The organism is Desulfovibrio sp. SGI.230, from assembly GCF_050313065.1.
Classification (GTDB): Bacteria; Desulfobacterota; Desulfovibrionia; order Desulfovibrionales; family Desulfovibrionaceae; genus Desulfovibrio.
Genome location: NZ_JBNPKS010000006.1, coordinates 91943 through 109083, shown reverse-complemented (window position 1 = coordinate 109083; position 17141 = coordinate 91943). Strand labels below are relative to the sequence as shown.

The following is a 17141-nucleotide window of genomic DNA, read 5'->3' as shown; positions in this document are numbered from 1 at the left end:
TGGACTGTCAGCCCCACGCCTGTCGTGGGGCTGCCGGATTTTCAGGAGGAAACATGAAAAAATGGCTTTTGTGCTGCTGCCTGCTGCTGGCCCTGCCCCTGGCTGCCCAGGCGGAAGACGAAAAGATCGACCCCGCCAACTACATCTGCGCCGAATTCGTGGCGCAGGGCGCCGTCAGCCAGGATCCGCCCGTCTTCCAGGCCCTGCAGATCGACGGCTACGTGAGCTCCAACATCGGCTATACCGTGGCTGATCCGCAGGCCATCAACGTGCTGGTGCCCCAGGCCTACCTCATGTGCCAGGAGCAGCCCACCGCCGTGGTGGCCGAGATCTGGGAGCCCCTCAAGAAAAAGCTGCCCCGCCCCATCAGCGGCGAATGGGAAGCCGACGTGACCAAGTGCCGCGCCTATAACGAACATCCCGAGAACGGCAGCGGCTTCGTCATCTGGCTGGATGCCTACAACCGCCAGTACAATGTGACGGAAAAGTCCATCCTGGCCAAGCAGGAGACCCTGGACAAGTTCCTGGCCGCCTGCGCCAAGAATCCCGATGCCTTCATGATCGACGTGCTCCAGGAGACCCTGGGCAACAAGTAAGAAGTCGGGATCTCTTCCGCAAGGAAAACGACAGGACCGCCTCCCCGTACTGCCTTTGGGCTGCGGGGATGGCGGTCCTGTTTTTTTCAGGGATGTGCTGCGGTGTCGCCGCAGCGGCGTATGTTCCAGGGGCAGGCCCCGGGACGCAGGGGGCGAAGGGCCGGCGGTCAGGCCATGCCCGTCACGGCAGCGCTCCGCAGGGGAGGCTCCCGAAAGTTTGTCAGCCTATTCCTGGACGAAGGGATAGACCCGGACGCTCAGGGGGTGCTTGCTCTTGTGGGACATGGCGGAGATCACATAGGTGTACTGGCGGCTCTGGCCCGCCGGCGGGCAGGGGCCGGTGTAGACCCGCGTCAGGGCGCCTTCGGGGATGATGCCGGTGCCGTCGTTCTCCCAGTTGCCGCCGCCCAGCAGGCGTTCCTGCGGCTCGTTCTCCAGCAGGCGGACATCAAAGTAGTCCGTGCCCTTGGGCACGTTGGTGACCACCATCTCGGGCGAGATGCGCGAACAGCGGTGCAGGGCGCGCAGCTTCACGTCCACCTGCATGTCAGGGGGCGTTTCCGGCTGGGCGGGGGGCTCGCTGCTGTCCTGCCACAGGCCGCAGGCCGAGAGCATCAGGGTCGCGCCCAGCAGGAGCGGAGCACGGTACAGGTTTTTTCCAGAAAAACGCTTGCGCATGGGGGGCCTCCGGGTATTTGCTATTTCCAGCCTTCGCAAGCTATACTGGATAGTCACCAGAATGACAATAGGATCAGCAGTCTGACGAGCCCTGTGCGCTCCGCCAGGATTGCGTGGACAACAACTCAGGAGAAACCCATGTCCCTTCTTGCAGAAAGCGTTTCCGGCTATCTGGAAAATGCCTCCTGGATCCGCCGCATGTTCGAGGCCGGCGGCCAGTTGAAAGCCCGCTACGGTGCGGAGAACGTCTATGACTTCAGCCTGGGCAATCCCGACCTGCCCGCCCCCGCCGCCGTGGGCGAGGGCCTGCGCCGTTTTGCCGAACATGCCGGTGAACCTTTCGCTTTCGGCTACATGCCCAATGCCGGTTTCCCCTGGGCGCGCGAACAGCTGGCCGCCCATCTGAGCAAGGAGCAGGGCGTGGTCCTGGAGGCCAATGACGTGCTGCTCACCTGCGGTGCCGCCGGCGGCCTTAATGCCTTCCTGCGCGCCGTCATCAATCCCGGCGAGAAGATGCTGACCTTTGCCCCGTATTTCGTGGAATACGGCTTTTATGTGGGCAACCACGGCGGCAGCCTCCAGGCCATCATGAGCAAGCCCGGTACCTTCGAGCCCGACCTGGACGCCTTGGAAGAAGCCATCGACGAGAAGACCCGCGTGGTGCTCATCAACTCGCCCCACAACCCCACGGGCGTGGTCTACAGCCGCAAGGCCGTCACCTCCCTGTGCCGCCTGCTGGAGAACAAGAGCGAGCAGTACGGCCATCCCATCTGGCTCATCGCCGACGAGCCCTACCGCTTCCTGACCTACGACGGCGTGGAAGTGCCCTCGGTGCTGCCCCTGTACCAGTATGCCGTGGTCATCAGCTCCTTCTCCAAGAACCTGTCCCTGCCCGGCGAACGCGTGGGCTATGTGGCCGTTTCGCCCAAGCTGGCCGACCGTGCCAGGCTCATGGCCGGTCTGACCCTGACCAACCGCATCCTCGGCTTCGTCAACCCGCCCGTGGTGGGCCAGCACATCATGGCCGCCGCCCTGGGCAGCCAGGTGGACGTGGAGATCTACGCCCGCCGCCGTCAGGCCATGGCCGAGGTGCTGACCGATGCCGGCTACAGCTTCCAGATGCCCGCCGGTGCCTTCTACTTCTTCCCGCAGGCCCCCGGCGGCGACGACGTGGCCTTCGTCAACCGTCTGGTGGAAGAGCGCGTGCTGGCCGTGCCCGGTTCCGGTTTCGGTTGCCCCGGCTATTTCCGCCTGGCCTTCTGCGTGGACGAGACCGTCATCCGCAATGCCGCCGAAGGCTTCGCCCGCGCCTACGCCGCGGTGGCCGGCAAGTAACGTCTTTTGGGAGCGGGAGGGCGTGCGCCTTCCCGCCCTTTTTGTCTCCTGCGTCTTCCGGAGGTATCGTGTCCCGTCTCCTTTCCCTTTTTGTCCTGCTGTGCTGTCTCCTGCTGCCTGCCGCGGGCATCCTGGCCCGCGACATCGGCCCGGACGAGGCCCGTCAGGTGCTGGCCCGGCCGCCCGTCGGTCTGGTGGTACTGGACATCCGCACCCCGGAAGAGTTCCGGGACGGGCATCTGCCCGGCGCCCGCAACCTGGATTTCTTCGTCCCGGATTTCCGGCAGCAGCTGGAAGCCCTGGCGCGCAAGGACGTGCCCATCCTGCTCTACTGCCGTTCGGGCAACCGCTCCGGGCAGGCCATGCGCCTACTGCGGCAGTGGGGCCGGGACGACGTGCTGCACCTTGCCGACGGCTTCCGCTCCTGGCGGGCCGCCGGGCTGCCCGAAGAATAACGTCCCGCACGGCCCGGCCGTGCCCTCTCCTCCATGGATACTGCCTTATGTCCGCTTTCATCCCCTCTTCCCTCTATGGCGTCATCGGCTGGCCCCTGGCCCAGAGCCTGAGCCCGCTGCTGCACAACACCGCCTTCCAGGCCCTGGGCATCCCCGCGGCCTACATGCTCTGGGAGCTGCCCCCGGAAAAACTGCCGCGATTCGTGGACAGCATGCGCCTTTTGGGCATCCGCGGCTGCTCCGTCACCCTGCCGCACAAGGTGGAGATCCTGCCCCTGCTGGATCACCGCAGCGAGCGCGTGGAGCTCATGGGCGCCGCCAACACCCTGTACTGGCGGGACGACCGGCTCTGCGGCGAGAACACCGACGTGACCGGCTTCATGCATCCCCTGCTGGAACGCGGCCTCGACCCGGCCACCCCGGTGCTGGTGCTGGGCGCCGGAGGGGCCGCCCGCGCCGTGGTCTGCGGCCTGTGGCTGCACGGCTGCCGCCGCATCTTCGTGACCACGCCTTCCGACCGTTCCCATGCGCCGCTGGTGGAGCGCTTCGGCGTCACGGCCGTGCCCTGGGCCGAGCGTTATGACGTGGCGGCCTCGCTGCTGGTCAACACCACGCCCCTGGGCATGCACGGCAAGGCCGAGGACCAGAGCCCCTATGATTTCGACCGGGCCCCGGCCCCGGCGGACGGCGGTGTGCCCGTGGCCTACGACATCGTCTACAACCCGCTGCGCACCCTGTTCCTGCGCGAGGCACAGGCCCGCGGCTGGGCCACCATCAGCGGCCTGGAGATGTTTTTCCGTCAGGGCGAGGCCCAGTTCCGCCTCTGGACCGGGCAGGACATGCCGCAGGCCGCCCGTCTGGCCCTGGAACATCAGCTGGGCGCCGCGCGCGCCTGAGTCAGGAGGGATACCATGCACAAGATCCTCGTCCTCCACGGCGTCAATCTCGACATGTTCGGCAAACGCGACCCCCGTCATTACGGCCATGCCACCCTGGCCGACATCGACGCGGCCCTGCAGGGGCTGGCCGGTGAACTGGGCGTGGCGCTGGAGACCTTCCAGACCAATCACGAGGGCGTGATGGTGGAACGCATCCACGCGGCCCTCACGGACGGCACGGACGCCATAGTCATCAATGCCGGGGCCTGGACCCATTACAGCTACGCCATCATGGATGCCCTGGGCATACTGTCCATCCCGGTGGTGGAGGTGCACATGTCCAACGTCCATGCCCGGGAGGAGTTCCGTCACCATTCGGTGCTGTCCACGGTCAGCGCGGGCAGCATCGCGGGCTTCGGTGTGGACAGCTATCTGCTGGGCCTGCGCGCCGCCTGTTCGTTGCTGGAACGCAAGGATGCCTGACGTGGCGGAAAATGCCCGCCAGCCAAGACTTTGCGAACTGTGCGGAACGTAAAAAACATGTGTGCTTTGGCTGGATTTTTTCATGCAGACGCGCTAGTCTGCTGCAAATTGGTATGTCTTTGTCCTTCAGACTCTAACCTTGAGAGTTTCCATGAACGACGCCATTGATCTGACCCGAAAGCGTGACCGCGACTTCACCGCCGCGGTGGAAGCGCAGAGCGGGCAAAACGTCTCCACCTGCTACCAGTGCGGCAACTGCTCGGCTGGCTGTCCTGCGGGCTTCGTCTATGACCTGCAGGCCAACCAGATCATGCGTGGCGTGCAACTGGGTCTGAAAGACCAGGTGCTGAACTCCCGCTCCATCTGGATGTGTCTGTCCTGTTCCACCTGCAGCCTCCGCTGCCCCAACAACATCGATGTGGCCGAGGTCATGGAGACCCTGCGTCACATGGCCCGCAAGGAAGGCCGCGTGGCCGTGCCCAAGGTGGAAAAATTCTGGTTCTCCTTCCTCGATACCGTGCGCAAGTTCGGGCGGACCTACGAGATCGGCACCATGGTCCTGTACATGTTGCGCTCCCTGCGCGTCTTCACGGACGTGGACCTGGCTCCCCAGGCCCTGGCCAAACAGAAGCTGGGCTTCAAGCCCCATTCCATTCCCAACGGCGGCGCCGAGGCTGTGGGCCGCATCATGACCCGCTACAAGGAACGCGCCAAGCGTGAGGGGGTGCGCCCATGAGACTTGCCTACTATCCCGGCTGTTCGGCCAAGGGCTCCTCGGCCGATTACGAAATGTCCACCCAGGCCGTGTGCGGCGCCCTGGGCATGCGTCTGGAAGAGCTGCCCGACTGGAACTGCTGTGGTTCCACGCCCGCCCATGCGGTGGATACCGAACTTTCCGCGGCCCTGTGCGTGCGCAACCTGGACATCGCCGCCCGCACCCAGGCCGACATGGTGGTGACGCCCTGTCCGAGCTGCCTCTCCAACCTGCGCCATGCGGCCAAACGCATGGAAAAGCCGGAGTTCCGCGCCCGCGTCAACGAGCTGCTGGACAACCCCGCGGCCGAGAGCTTCCCGCCCGTGACCTCCGTCATGCAGGGCATCGCCCAGATGTACGACGCCAAGGCCATCGCCAGCCGTGTGAAGCGCAGCCTGCGCGGCCTCAAGCTGGTGGCCTACTACGGCTGTCTCATGAGCCGTCCGGCGGAACTCATGCAGTTCGGGGATCCCGAGAACCCCACCCTCATGGAAGAGCTGCTGGGCGCCTGCGGCGCCGAGATGCTGGACTTCCCGCTCAAGACCGAGTGCTGTGGCGCCTCCTTCGGCATCCCGGAACGTCCCATGACGGCGCAGCTGTCGGGCCGCATCCTCGAAGTGGCCACCAACATGGGCGCCGACGCCATCGTGGTGGCCTGCCCTCTGTGCCAGATGAACCTGGACCTGCGCCAGAAGCAGGCCATGAAGGGCGTGGACCGCTATTTCAATATGCCGGTGCTCTACTACACCCAGATGATGGGCCTTGCCTTCGGCATGCTGCCCAGCGAACTGGGCCTCGACAAGCTGGTGGTCAGCGCCAACGCCCTGGTGGAGCGCATCCTCGACACCCAGCGCGAAGACGCCCAGAAGGCCCAGGCCCCCGAAGGAGATAAAGCATGAGAATAGGCGTTTTCATCTGTCACTGCGGCAGCAATATCGGCGGCACCGTTGATTGCGCCAAGGTCGCCGAGACGGCCCGAGCCTATCCCGATGTGGTCTACGCCGTGGACCTCATGTACTCCTGCGCCGAGCCCGGCCAGGCCGCCATCGAGGCGGCCATCCACGAGCACAAGCTGGACGGCGTGGTGGTGGCCTCCTGCAGCCCGCGCATGCACGAGCCCACGTTCCGCCGCACCGTGGAACGCGCCGGCCTGAACCGCTACATGTTCGAAATGGCCAACATCCGCGAGCACGTCTCCTGGATCGGCAAAGACAAGGTGGCCAACACCAACAAGGCCGCCGAACTGGTGGAGATGGCCGTTGCCAAGCTGCGCAACAACAAGCCGCTGTTCTCCAAGTCCTTCGACATCAACAAGCGCGTGCTGATCATCGGCGGCGGTGTGGCCGGCATCCAGGCCGCCCTGGACTGCGCCGACGGCGGCGTGCCCGTGGTGCTGGTGGAACGCCAGCCCACCATCGGCGGCAAGATGGCCAAGCTGGACAAGACCTTCCCCACCGTGGACTGCTCGGCCTGCATTCTGGGCCCCAAGATGGTGGACGTGGCCCAGCATCCCAACATCACCCTGTACGCCATGTCGGAAGTGGAAGACATCTCCGGCTACGTGGGCAACTTCACCGTCAAGATCCGCAAGCGCGCCACCTATGTGGACTGGAGCCTGTGCACCGGCTGCGGCGCCTGCACGGAAAAATGCCCCAGCAAGAAGACGCCTGACGCCTTCAACGAATTCACCGGTCCCACCACGGCCATCAACATCGCCTTCCCGCAGGCCATCCCCAAGAAGGCGGTCATCAATCCCGAATATTGCCGTCAGATGACCAAGGGCAAGTGCGGCGTGTGCGCCAAGGTCTGCCCCACCGGCGCCATCAAGTACGACATGCAGGACGAGGTCATCACCGAGGAAGTGGGCTGCATCGTGGCCGCCACCGGTTACGACCTCATGGACTGGACCATCTACGAGCAGTACGGCGGCGGCAAGTACCCCGACGTCATCACCTCCCTGCAGTACGAACGCCTGCTGTCCGCCTCCGGCCCCACCGAAGGCCACATCAAGCGTCCTTCCGACGGCAAGGAGCCCCAGAGCGTGGTCTTCATCCAGTGCGTGGGCTCGCGCGACAAGTCCATCGGCCGTCCCTACTGTTCGGGTTTCTGCTGCATGTACACCGCCAAGCAGGCCGTGCTGACCAAGGACCACATCCCCACTTCGCAGTCCTACGTCTTCTACATGGACATCCGTGCCCCATCCAAGCTCTATGACGAGTTCACCCGCCGGGCCATCGAGGAATACGGCACGGAATACATCCGCGGCCGCGTGTCCAAGATCTATCCCGACGGCAATGGCCAGTACATCGTCAAGGGCGTGGATACCCTGCTGGGCCAGCCCGTGGAGATCCGCGCCGACCTGGTGGTCCTGGCCGTGGGCATCGAAGCCAGCAAGGGCTCCCCGCAGCTGGCCGAGAAGCTGCGCATCTCCTACGACAGCTACGGCTTCTTCATGGAGAGCCATCCCAAGCTGAAGCCCGTGGAGACCAACACCGCCGGCGTGTTCCTGGCCGGTGTCTGCCAGGGCACCAAGGACATCCCCTCGTCGGTGTCCCAGGGCTCGGCCGCCGCGGCCAAGGTGCTGGCGCTCTTTGCCCGCGACAAACTTGAAAATGACCCGCAGATCGCGCAGGTGGACAACAAGCGCTGTGTGGCCTGCGGCAAGTGCATCCGTTGCTGCCCCTTCGGCGCCATCACGGAAGTGGAATTCCGCGGCGAGAAGAAGGCGCAGGTTATCGAAACCGTATGTCAGGGTTGCGGTGTGTGTACCTCCACCTGTCCGCAGGGGGCCATCCAGCTTTCGCACGCTACTGACAATCAGATCCTTGCGGAGGTGAATGCCTTATGCCAGTGCTGAATGGCAAAGAACTGCGGATCGTAGGCTTTCTTTGCAACTGGTGTTCCTACGGCGGTGCCGACACCGCCGGGGTCGCCCGTGCCACCCAGCCCACCGACCTGCGTATCATCCGTGTCCCCTGTTCGGGCCGCATCGACCCGCTGTTCATCGTGCGCGCCCTGCTCAACGGTGCGGACGGTGTTCTGGTGTCGGGCTGCCACCCGCGTGACTGCCACTATTCCGCCGGCAACTACTATGCCCGCCGCCGTCTGGAAGTGCTCAAGCAGTTCCTGCCCGTGCTGGGCATCGACGAGCGCCGCTTCGAGTACACCTGGGTCTCGGCTTCCGAAGGCCAGCGCTGGCAGCATGTGGTGACCACCTTCACCGACCGCATCCACAAGCTGGGCCCCGCGCCCCGCTTCGAGGATCCCGAGCCGCTGCTCAAGGTGGTGGACATGGCCCTCACGTCCCTGCGTCCGCTGGGCACCGGCCAGAACGCCAAACTGGACGAGCTCAAGGCCGCCATCAAGGCCAAGCTGCCCGAACTGGACTGCGTCATCGGCTGGCAGCAGGGCTACGACGCCGTGCATACGGTGCCGCTGTTCATGCGCACGCCCGAAGACGTGGACAAGCTGGTCTGGGGCCCCTTCAACGTCAACAACCCCGCCACCTACCTGCCCAGCTTCAAGGGCAAGAAGGTGGGCATCGTGGTCAAGGGCTGCGACTCCCGTTCCGTGGTGGAACTGTTGCAGGAAAACCTCATCAACCGCGACGACGTGACCATCTTCGCCATGCCCTGCGAAGGCACCCTGGACATGGCCCGCGTGGACAAGGAACTGGGCCGCTACAACAAGATCGACAGCGTGGTCTATGACGAGGCCGGCGTGACCGTCACCGCCGACGGCAAGGAACACCGCTTCTGCATGACCGAATGCGCCCAGGGCAAATGCTACGGCTGCACCATGCCCACGGCCCAGCTGGCCGACACCCTGGCCGGTGCGCCCACCACGGTGGAAGGCACCCCCGGCACGCCGCCCGAGCTGGCTCTGCTGGACTCCATGACCCTGCCCGAACGCATGGCCTTCTGGCGCGGCCAGATGGAACGCTGCCTGCGCTGCTACGCCTGCCGCAACGCCTGCCCCATGTGCGTGTGTCGCGACTACTGCGTGGCCGAGAGCCGTGATCCCCACTGGATGACCCAGGAAGACAGCGTGCGCGAAAAACTGTACTTCCAGACCATCCACGCCCTGCACCTGGCCGGCCGCTGCACCGGTTGCGGCGAATGCCAGCGGGCCTGCCCCGTGGGCATCCCGATCCTGGCCCTGCGCCAGCAGATCGGTCGTGCCGTGAGCCAGCTCTTCGACGGCTACAAGGCCGGTATGGACCCCGAGGCCGTGCCGCCGCTGCTGGGCTATGAGCTGGAAGAAAAGAACATCCATGAGAGGGAGTGGAAATGAGCATAACCCGTTTCGTCACCGCTGACGGCCTGCCCGCCTTTCTGGCTCACCTCTCCAAGAGCGCCCGCGTGCTGGCCCCGGTAGAGAAGCCGGGCAACAAGACCGCGGTCGTGTTCGAGCCCTGGAAGGAAGGCAAGCCCTTCACCCTGGCCAAGGCCACCGTGCCCGCCAAGGAAGCCGTGCTGCCCCAGTGCGAAGTGCTGGTGCGCTACAGCAAGACCAAGGATCCCAATGATCCGGGCAAATGCACCATGACCCTGGACGATACGCCGCAGGCCGAGCCCACCGTGGTCTTCGGCAGCCGTCCCTGTGACGCCCGCGGCTATGTGACCCTGGACCGGCCCTACCTGCACGGCCCCTTCGCGGACCCGTACTACAAGGCCCGTCGTGACCAGCTCACCGTCATCACCCTGACCTGCCCCAGCGGTTGCAGCACCTGCTTCTGCCACTGGGTGGGCGGCGGTCCCACCTCGCCGGAAGGTTCCGACGTGCTGATGACCGAAGTGGAAGGCGGCTATGTGCTGCAGGCCATGACCGACAAGGGCGCGGCCCTGCTGGAAGGCAGCAGCCTGGCCGACGGCGCCGACCGCTTTGCCGATGCCGAGGCCGCCCGCAAGGCCGCCTGGGCCAGCCTGGAAAAGGCGCCCAGCCTGGCCGAAGCTCCGGCCAAGGTGGCCGCCCGCTTCGAGGATGTGGAGTTCTGGCAGCAGGAGACCGACCGTTGTCTGTCCTGCGGGGCCTGTACCTACTTCTGCCCCACCTGCTACTGCTTCAACATCACCGACGAAGGCGACGGCCTCAACGGCCGTGAGGGCCGCCGTCTGCGTACCTGGGACAACTGCATGTCGCCCCTGTTCACGCGTGAAGCCAGCGGGCACAATCCCCGTACGGCCAAGGCCCTGCGCATGCGTAACCGCGTGTCGCACAAGTTTGCCACCTATCCCGAGAACTGGGGCGCCTTCTCCTGCAACGGCTGCGGCCGCTGCGTGAGCAACTGCCCCGTGCATCTGGATATCCGCGCCATCGTGCTCGACGCCATCAACAAGTAGGAGTTCGTTCATGGCTACCAAGAAAACTACCACCCGGAGCAAAAGCACGAAGGCTGCCGCCAAGCCTGCCGCCAAGCCCGCAGCCAAGACCAAGAAGGCTGCCGCTGCGGCTGCCCCGGCAGAAGCCGCGGAAGTGGCCGTGCGCGGCACGGACAGCCCCGTGCTGAAGGAAAGCCATGCGCCCGTGGTCAAGGAAAGCCCGGTGCCGGCCGAAGCCGTGAAGGCCGAAGCCCCCGCCGTGGCCGAACCCGCCCAGGCTCCCGCCGTGGCTGAAGAAAAACCCGCCCGTACCCGCAAGAGCAAGGCCGCTGCCAAGCCCGCCGAAGCTCCCGCGGAAGAAGCCCCCAAGGCTGAAGAAAAGCCCGCCGAAGCTCCCGCCCCCGCGGCGGAAGCCAAACCGGCCGCCAAGCCTGCCGTCCTCAAGCCCCGTGCCGACGGCGGCATGCTGCGCGAGATCACGCCCCGTCCCCAGCAGGCGGGCAACCCCTACAAGCCCATGCTGGCCACGGTGGTGGAGACCATCCAGGAGACCGGCAACATCAAGACCCTGCGCGTGGTCCTGGACGATCCCGAGCAGATGGCCAACTTCACCTATGAGCCCGGCCAGGTGGGCCAGCTCTCGGTGTTCGGCGCCGGTGAATCCACCTTCGTCATCAACACCCCGCCCTCGCAGAAGGAGTACCTGCAGTTCTCCGTCATGCAGGCCGGTGAAGTGACCTCCGCCATCCATCGCCTGAGCCCCGGCGACAAGGTGGGCGTGCGCGCCCCCCTGGGCAACTTCTTCCCTTACAATGACTGGAAGGGGAAGAACATCTTCTTCGTGGGCGGCGGTATCGGCATGGCCCCCATCCGTACCATCATGCTGCACGTGCTGGAGCACAAGGCCGACTACGGCAAGGTGAGCCTGCTGTACGGCGCCCGTTCGCCGCGCGACATGGCCTTCAGCTACGAGCTGGACGGCTGGCTGGCCAATCCCGACCTGGATTGCACGCTCTGCATCGACAATCCCTACGAAGGCTGGCCGCACAAGGTGGGTCTGATCCCCAACGTGCTGACCGAGCTGAACCCCAGCCCGGACAACTGCGTGGCCGTGCTCTGCGGCCCGCCGATCATGATCAAGTTCACCCTGCAGGCCCTGGAAAAACTGGGCTTCCAGCCCGAGAACATCGTGACCACGCTGGAAAAGCGCATGAAGTGCGGTATCGGCATCTGTGGCCGCTGCAACATCGGCAGCCACTATGTCTGCGTGGACGGCCCGGTGTTCACCATGGCCCAGCTCAAGGAACTGCCGCCCGAACTGTAGGCCGGCATCTTTGCTGCGTTTGAAGGAAGGGGTCTTCGGACCCCTTCTTTTTTTGTGCCCTGGCCGGGGAGCGTCCCGGTACGACGGCGGCAAAAACGTCTGTCCGGGAGAGGTGTCCGTCCCCCCTGCCGGGCACGGGGAAGAAATGCCGTGATTCCGCTGGGCAAGATGTACTATGTCACGATTTAATGACTTAAAAATCACTATTTTGTGACAATCAATCGTGATTATCTTTTTTAAACATGATGAAATAATTTATTTTTTCTTAACTGGTAAATTTTCCTGAAAATTGTCTGTCAAAAAGCGTGAATTTTCATCCGGGGACGTTTACGTACCCTTTACAGCCCCTTTCCTTGTGCGTATATCCCCCTTGCGTAAGTACTCAACCTCCCACCGACATAAGGAGAAAAAATATGGAAACCAGCGCTCGCAATACTTTCTGGGGCACCATCAGCTCCGTGCGTCCCGGCGCCGTCAATGACGAGATCGAACTGACCATGCCTTCCGGCACCAAACTGGTGGCCTCCATCACCAAGGCCAGCACCGAACGTCTGGGCCTGGTCGAAGGCAAGGAAGCCTGCGCCCTGGTCAAGGCCAGCATGGTCATCCTGATGAACGATGCCGACCAGTACATCCTCTCCACCCGCAATCAGTTCTGCGGTACCGTGAAGAGCGTGACCCCCGGCGCCGTCAACGGCGAAGTGGTGGTGGACCTGGGTGCTGACGGCGAAATGACCTCCATCATCACCATGGGCAGCATCAGCAAGCTGGGCCTGGCCGAAGGCAGCAAGGTGACCGCCATCGTCAAGGCCACCAACGTGATCATGGCCGTCAAGAAGTAAGTCCTGTCGCTACGCGATATCCGAGGGCCGTCTCCGCAGGGAGACGGCCCTTTTTTCATGTTCGCTGCGACGCCAGATGTCCTGTTGTCAGGGAAGAGGGCGTGCCCGTGCCCCGGCCTTGCCCGGCCGGGAAAGGTCGGGGAGGCCCGGAAAAGGGAAGGCGCCTGGGCAGGGACGGTAGCGCTGCCCGGAGCCACAAAAAAAGGCTGCCCGCGGGCAGCCTTGAAATGTCGAATCCGGGAGGGGATCAGCGGATGGCGCAGTTGCCGTCACGGCAATCCTGCGAGGGGACCACGGGCGTGGCCTGGAAGAGGACGATCTTGGTCTCCTTGCCGACCTTGTTCAGGACCATGGTATAGCGCATCAGACCCTGGGGCAGGGGGGGCGTGGCCGAGCCCTTGAGCTCGCCGTTGGCCGTGACCAGGGTCACGTCACCCATGACGGTGCTGCGCATGTTGCTGAGGCGGATACGGTCGATGACCAGCTTCCTTTCCTTGAGACTCGCCAGGAAGTGTTCCTTGTCCTGGATATGCCCGTTGGCGCTGACATGCCAGTAATTGGGGGCCAGGAGCTTGTCCAGGGACTCCACATCACCGGTCATGAGGGCCTCGGCATACAGTTCGGTCACATCAGCCTTGGCCAGGGCCGCACCGGCAAAGATCAGGCTCAGGGCCAGCGATACAAGGAACATACGGAACAGCTTCATGATGCATCCTCCTTTGGAGCTAGGGATGGACGGTACCTGTTATAAAAAACGGTACGGGGCATCATGAAAGCTGTCAAGCTGCGTCCCTTGTCAGGCCCGGCGCCGATTTGCAAAACATGCCCGGCTGGCATATATTGATGTTCTTCTTTTTATTCCCTGACTTTTAGCAAGGATACAGCATGCTCACCAATATTCTGCAAAGCATCGGCAGAACACCTTTGCTGCGTCTGAACGCTCTCGGCGCAGATCTGCCCGGTACGGTCTGGCTCAAGCTCGAAAACCGCAATCCCGGGGGATCCATCAAGGATCGCGTGGCCTTCCATGTGATCGACAAGACCATGGAGTGGGGCGACATCGAAGCCGGCGGCACCATCGTGGAGGCCACCAGCGGCAACCTGGGCATCGGCATCGCCCTGGTGGCTGCCGTGCGGGGCCTGCACTGCGTGCTGACCATGCCCGATTCCATGAGCGTGGAGCGCCGCAACCTGCTGCATGCCCTGGGCGCGGAACTGGTGCTGACCCCGGCCGCCGAAGGCATGAAGGGGGCCATCAAGGTCGCGGAAAAACTGGCGGAAGAGCGCAACGGCCTGCTGTTCGGGCAGTTCTCCAACCCGCTGGCCGTGGAGGCCCATTACCTCACCACCGGCCCCGAGATCCTTGCCGACAGCGTGGGCCATATGGACGTGCTGGTGGCCGGTGTGGGTTCCGGTTCGTCCATCACGGGCACGGGCCGCTTCCTCAAGGAGAACATCCCCGGCTTCAAGGTCATGGCCGTGGAACCGGCGGAATCCCCCGTCCTTTCCGGCGGACAGGCCGGACAGCACGGCATCCAGGGCATCGGGGCCAATTTCGTGCCCTCCATCCTGGACCGCAGCCTGCTGGACGAGATCATCCAGGTGCCCACGGCGGAGGCCATGGCTACGGCACGCCGCCTGATGCGCCTGCAGGGCGTGTGCGCGGGCATCTCCACCGGCGCCAACGTGCTGGCCGCCCTCAGCGTGGCCGCCCGTCCCGAGATGCAGGGCAAGAACATCGTGACCTTCGCCTGCGATACCGGCGAACGTTACATGTCCACGCCCCTGTTCCGTCAGGACTAGTTTTTGCGGGAGGCCCCGGAGCCCCCTGATGACGAGCCGTAAAAAAGCCCCCTCCATGAGGGGGCTTTTTTTGTGGCCTTGGTGACGACCATGCATGGCCGGGTACAACGCGCCGGGGGGGCCAGGGAGGGCCCTTGCCTCAGGGCCGTCGCCGGGCAGTCCGCAAGGGTATCTGGAGGGATACGGGGACTTTTGCGGCATCTGCGCCAACGCCGGGGGACCTCACCAGGGCACAGCCGAGGCCTCCCCCGTTGGGCGTCACCGGATCCTTCTTAGCCCGCCTGCTGCAGCAGATCGCCCAGGAAGGCGTAGGCGAAGGCAAAGTAGATGAACACGCCCACCAGATCCATGATGGAGGTGATGAGGGGCGAGGACAGGGTGGCGGGGTCCGTGCCGATGCGCCGGGCCACGAAGGGCAGGAGCACCCCGATGATGCCGCCCAGCACGGTGCAGACCAGCATGCTCAGGCCCACCACCAGCAGCACGTCCAGGTCGATGCCCTTGGAGAACCAGGCCAGCACGGTCTCCATGGCGGCCACCACCAGGCCCAGGGCGGCGGCTACGGGCAGTTCGCGCCGGACGACGCGCCAGACGTCCTGCCAGCGCAGGCTCACGTCGCCCAGCGCCATGGCCCGGATGACGAGGGTGGCCGACTGGCTGCCCGCATTGCCGCCCATGTCCACGATGGGCGCGATGAAGGCCGCCAGCACGATGACCTGCGACAGGATCTCTTCCTGCGCGGCCACGAAGGTGCTGGTGACGACGCCGAACAGGGTCAGCAGCACCAGCCAGAACACGCGCACGCTGAACATCTTGCGGAAGGGGGATTCCAGGATGTCCAGGTCGGTGCCGTCGGTGGTCACCGTACCGCCAAAGCGGGCCAGCTGGGTGGCGTCTTCCTGCTTTTCGATGTCCATGGCGTCGTCCACGGTGACGATGCCGACCATCTTTTCCCCGCCGTTGATGACGGGCAGGGCCAGCAGGTCATAGCGGCCGATGAGCTCGGAGGCCTTGCTCCGGGGCCACTGGGCCCGCGCGAACACGGGATCGCGGCGCATGATGTTCCTGATGGTCAGGGAGTCATCGGCCAGCAGCAGCTCGCGCAGGGAAAGGGTGCCGCACAGATGCCCTTCCTTGTCCTGCACATAGATGACGTAGATGGTCTCCTTGTCGGCGGCGGTGGCCCGCACATGGGCCAGGGCCTGGGCCACGCTCATGTCCGGCAGCACGGCCACATAATCCGAGGTGGTCACCGAACCTACGCTGCCTTCGGCATAGGCGGCCAGACGCAGGATGTCTTCACGTTCGCCGTGGGCCAGGGCGGGCAGCAGGCGCTGGCGGGCGGCTTCGTCCAGATCGTGGAACAGGTCCACGCGTTCGTCGGCGGCCATGCCTTCGAACAGGGCCACCACGGTCTCGCGGGGCAGTTCCTGCAACAGGCGGCTCTGGCGCTCTTCGGAAAAATACACGAATACTTCGGCCAGCGCCCCGGCCTTCAGGCAGGGCAGCAGGCGGGCCACGTCACGGCTCTTCAGGGTCTCCAGGGCCTCGGCCATGTCGGAGGGGTGGACGCTCTCCACCAGTTCGGCAAAAGCTTTGGTGTCGTGGCGGGCGGACAGGTCGCGCACGGTGCGCAGCAGATCTTCACGGATCATGGTCTTTCTCCTTTTTTTCTTCAGCGTGCGGGATGGGGACGGCAGCAGGAGGACGGCAGGGGCCGCCCGAAGGCCGCCTGCGATCCGGGGTCATGCGGCCGGGCACGGAAGAGGAGAAAACCGTTATGCGTCCGGGGGACGGAAGGGATCAGGTTCAGGTCATGGACGGTGACGCCAGAGGCGACCCGGCGGGCCTGCTGTGGTTTTTTGAGGATCATGACAGACCTCCCCAAGGTTGGAATGCTGGGGGCAGGCGCGTGCGAAAGCAGGCGCGACCACGGACGACGGGAGGGGGGCAGGGTGACTGTCCATACGTCGGCTCCTTTGGTTGGGGGTGTTCTTGATGAAAGCCTTCCTGCGGACGTCAGGGCAGACGCGCGGCATGACGGCAGGTCGTGCCGTTGCGTACCGGTACGGGACGTGTGCGGGCCGTGCCGCAGGCTGGTTGCCTGCAGGCCTGACGCCGCAGGCAAAGATGAACGATGACGGAAGGCCATCCCGCAGGGCAGGGCCCGGCAGGATACGGCAAAGGGGACGTGACGGCCTGTCAGCAGGCAGCGCGCATCACGGACGTCCGGCCCATGACGGGGATGGACGAGCGGGAAGGATGCAGGACATGACGACGTGTCCGGAAGATGATCCGGTCACGGACGGGGCCGTACTGGGAGACAGACGGCGGGAAAAGACGGGAACGGGACATGGAGACCTCCTCGCAGGGCTGGTGCCGCCTGCGGGAAGGTGGACGCAAGGCAGGCGATCAGCGTGACGGGACAGATACCTGGATACTGGGAGGGATGGGACTGTCAGATGACATGGGAACTCCTTGCGTGACATGGCCGTCAGCTCGACGGCCCGTTTCCTATGGCACAGATAGGAATAGAAGTCCAGCAAAAAAGCCGGGATAGCGATGACGTCACAAAAATGTCGTCACGGCGCAGGGCTGCAGGGAGCTTTCCGTCGCATATGCGTTCTTCGCCGGAAGCCAGGGCCTGCGGCGTCTGCCCGGACAGGGAGAGG

The 17141-nt window shown here is 64.5% G+C and carries 17 protein-coding genes; 13 read left to right on the top strand and 4 right to left on the bottom strand.

Annotated elements, in window-relative coordinates; translation table 11 throughout:
• Window positions 1-53 precede the first annotated feature (53 nt).
• Entirely contained in the window at window positions 54-596 is a 543-nt protein-coding gene (locus tag ACQRAG_RS07215) for a hypothetical protein (protein ID WP_168934719.1), read from the top strand.
• Window positions 597-821: 225 nt separating this feature from the next.
• Here ACQRAG_RS07215 and ACQRAG_RS07210 read toward each other — a convergent pair whose 3' ends face one another.
• A complete protein-coding gene (locus tag ACQRAG_RS07210) occupies window positions 822-1274 on the bottom strand; it encodes an MbtF (protein ID WP_168934718.1) in 453 nt (150 codons plus the stop codon).
• A 138-nt stretch (window positions 1275-1412) separates the two neighbouring features.
• Here ACQRAG_RS07210 and ACQRAG_RS07205 point away from each other — a divergent pair, with 138 nt between their 5' ends.
• From ACQRAG_RS07205 to ACQRAG_RS07155, 11 genes are all read left to right on the top strand, one after another.
• Window positions 1413-2609 carry a pyridoxal phosphate-dependent aminotransferase gene (locus tag ACQRAG_RS07205; RefSeq protein ID WP_304014820.1) on the top strand — a complete coding sequence of 399 codons (1197 nt, stop codon included), beginning with the start codon at window positions 1413-1415 and terminating at the stop codon, window positions 2607-2609.
• 68 nt (window positions 2610-2677) lie between these two features.
• A complete protein-coding gene (locus ACQRAG_RS07200; protein WP_168934716.1) occupies window positions 2678-3064 on the top strand; it encodes a rhodanese-like domain-containing protein in 387 nt (128 codons plus the stop codon).
• Window positions 3065-3111: 47 nt separating this feature from the next.
• Entirely contained in the window at window positions 3112-3960 is an 849-nt protein-coding gene (gene aroE / locus ACQRAG_RS07195; protein WP_168934715.1) for a shikimate dehydrogenase, read from the top strand.
• A 15-nt stretch (window positions 3961-3975) separates the two neighbouring features.
• A complete protein-coding gene (gene aroQ / locus ACQRAG_RS07190) occupies window positions 3976-4425 on the top strand; it encodes a type II 3-dehydroquinate dehydratase (protein WP_168934714.1) in 450 nt (149 codons plus the stop codon).
• Between the two features lie 151 nt (window positions 4426-4576).
• On the top strand, window positions 4577-5161 hold the full coding sequence (locus tag ACQRAG_RS07185; protein ID WP_006008589.1) for a 4Fe-4S dicluster domain-containing protein: 585 nt from the start codon (window positions 4577-4579) through the stop codon (window positions 5159-5161).
• Complete coding sequence (locus ACQRAG_RS07180) at window positions 5158-6078, top strand: CoB--CoM heterodisulfide reductase iron-sulfur subunit B family protein (protein WP_204625994.1); 921 nt, start codon at window positions 5158-5160, stop codon at window positions 6076-6078. Before ACQRAG_RS07185 ends, ACQRAG_RS07180 begins: the two co-directional genes overlap by 4 nt.
• Window positions 6075-8036, top strand: coding sequence for a CoB--CoM heterodisulfide reductase iron-sulfur subunit A family protein (locus tag ACQRAG_RS07175; protein ID WP_006008592.1), 1962 nt, complete (start codon window positions 6075-6077; stop codon window positions 8034-8036). Before ACQRAG_RS07180 ends, ACQRAG_RS07175 begins: the two co-directional genes overlap by 4 nt.
• A complete protein-coding gene (locus tag ACQRAG_RS07170) occupies window positions 8024-9472 on the top strand; it encodes a hydrogenase iron-sulfur subunit (RefSeq protein WP_168934712.1) in 1449 nt (482 codons plus the stop codon). The genes ACQRAG_RS07175 and ACQRAG_RS07170 overlap by 13 nt, the downstream gene beginning before the upstream one ends.
• Window positions 9469-10521 (top strand): 4Fe-4S dicluster domain-containing protein, encoded by a 1053-nt coding sequence (locus ACQRAG_RS07165; RefSeq protein ID WP_168934711.1) that lies wholly within the window; start codon window positions 9469-9471, stop codon window positions 10519-10521. The genes ACQRAG_RS07170 and ACQRAG_RS07165 overlap by 4 nt, the downstream gene beginning before the upstream one ends.
• 442 nt (window positions 10522-10963) lie before the next feature.
• Window positions 10964-11824, top strand: coding sequence for an FAD/NAD(P)-binding protein (locus tag ACQRAG_RS07160; RefSeq protein ID WP_050760339.1), 861 nt, complete (start codon window positions 10964-10966; stop codon window positions 11822-11824).
• 413 nt (window positions 11825-12237) lie between these two features.
• Window positions 12238-12666: a TOBE domain-containing protein gene (locus tag ACQRAG_RS07155; RefSeq protein WP_006008602.1), complete on the top strand. Its 429-nt coding sequence runs from the start codon at window positions 12238-12240 to the stop codon at window positions 12664-12666.
• Window positions 12667-12913: 247 nt separating this feature from the next.
• Here ACQRAG_RS07155 and ACQRAG_RS07150 read toward each other — a convergent pair whose 3' ends face one another.
• A complete protein-coding gene (locus ACQRAG_RS07150) occupies window positions 12914-13372 on the bottom strand; it encodes a nuclear transport factor 2 family protein (protein ID WP_168934710.1) in 459 nt (152 codons plus the stop codon).
• A gap of 179 nt (window positions 13373-13551) precedes the next feature.
• On the opposite strand from ACQRAG_RS07150, the gene cysK reads away from it, so the two are divergent.
• The gene (gene cysK, locus ACQRAG_RS07145) at window positions 13552-14469 is read left to right on the top strand and encodes a cysteine synthase A (RefSeq protein ID WP_006008613.1); all 918 of its coding nucleotides are present in this window, start codon (window positions 13552-13554) and stop codon (window positions 14467-14469) included.
• 272 nt (window positions 14470-14741) lie between these two features.
• Here cysK and mgtE read toward each other — a convergent pair whose 3' ends face one another.
• Together mgtE and ACQRAG_RS07135 are read right to left on the bottom strand one after the other, a co-directional pair.
• Window positions 14742-16124 (bottom strand): magnesium transporter, encoded by a 1383-nt coding sequence (mgtE, locus tag ACQRAG_RS07140; protein WP_204625992.1) that lies wholly within the window; start codon window positions 16122-16124, stop codon window positions 14742-14744.
• A gap of 547 nt (window positions 16125-16671) precedes the next feature.
• Window positions 16672-16824 (bottom strand): hypothetical protein, encoded by a 153-nt coding sequence (locus ACQRAG_RS07135; RefSeq protein ID WP_289616722.1) that lies wholly within the window; start codon window positions 16822-16824, stop codon window positions 16672-16674.
• Between the last annotated feature and the right edge of the window lie 317 nt (window positions 16825-17141).

Bases quoted from the DNA above. Each gene is read 5' to 3' on its own strand.
- ACQRAG_RS07170 (WP_168934712.1), top strand. From the start codon at position 8,024: ATGCCAGTGCTGAATGGCAAAGAACTGCGGATCGTAGGCTTTCTTTGC.
- mgtE (WP_204625992.1), bottom strand. From the start codon at position 16,124: ATGATCCGTGAAGATCTGCTGCGCACCGTGCGCGACCTGTCCGCCCGC.
- ACQRAG_RS07205 (WP_304014820.1), top strand. From the start codon at position 1,413: ATGTCCCTTCTTGCAGAAAGCGTTTCCGGCTATCTGGAAAATGCCTCC.
- ACQRAG_RS07180 (WP_204625994.1), top strand. From the start codon at position 5,158: ATGAGACTTGCCTACTATCCCGGCTGTTCGGCCAAGGGCTCCTCGGCC.
- ACQRAG_RS07210 (WP_168934718.1), bottom strand. From the start codon at position 1,274: ATGCGCAAGCGTTTTTCTGGAAAAAACCTGTACCGTGCTCCGCTCCTG.
- ACQRAG_RS07135 (WP_289616722.1), bottom strand. From the start codon at position 16,824: ATGTCCCGTTCCCGTCTTTTCCCGCCGTCTGTCTCCCAGTACGGCCCC.
- ACQRAG_RS07175 (WP_006008592.1), top strand. From the start codon at position 6,075: ATGAGAATAGGCGTTTTCATCTGTCACTGCGGCAGCAATATCGGCGGC.
- ACQRAG_RS07160 (WP_050760339.1), top strand. From the start codon at position 10,964: ATGCTGCGCGAGATCACGCCCCGTCCCCAGCAGGCGGGCAACCCCTAC.
- ACQRAG_RS07165 (WP_168934711.1), top strand. From the start codon at position 9,469: ATGAGCATAACCCGTTTCGTCACCGCTGACGGCCTGCCCGCCTTTCTG.
- ACQRAG_RS07150 (WP_168934710.1), bottom strand. From the start codon at position 13,372: ATGAAGCTGTTCCGTATGTTCCTTGTATCGCTGGCCCTGAGCCTGATC.
- ACQRAG_RS07215 (WP_168934719.1), top strand. From the start codon at position 54: ATGAAAAAATGGCTTTTGTGCTGCTGCCTGCTGCTGGCCCTGCCCCTG.
- aroQ (WP_168934714.1), top strand. From the start codon at position 3,976: ATGCACAAGATCCTCGTCCTCCACGGCGTCAATCTCGACATGTTCGGC.
- ACQRAG_RS07185 (WP_006008589.1), top strand. From the start codon at position 4,577: ATGAACGACGCCATTGATCTGACCCGAAAGCGTGACCGCGACTTCACC.
- cysK (WP_006008613.1), top strand. From the start codon at position 13,552: ATGCTCACCAATATTCTGCAAAGCATCGGCAGAACACCTTTGCTGCGT.
- ACQRAG_RS07155 (WP_006008602.1), top strand. From the start codon at position 12,238: ATGGAAACCAGCGCTCGCAATACTTTCTGGGGCACCATCAGCTCCGTG.
- aroE (WP_168934715.1), top strand. From the start codon at position 3,112: ATGTCCGCTTTCATCCCCTCTTCCCTCTATGGCGTCATCGGCTGGCCC.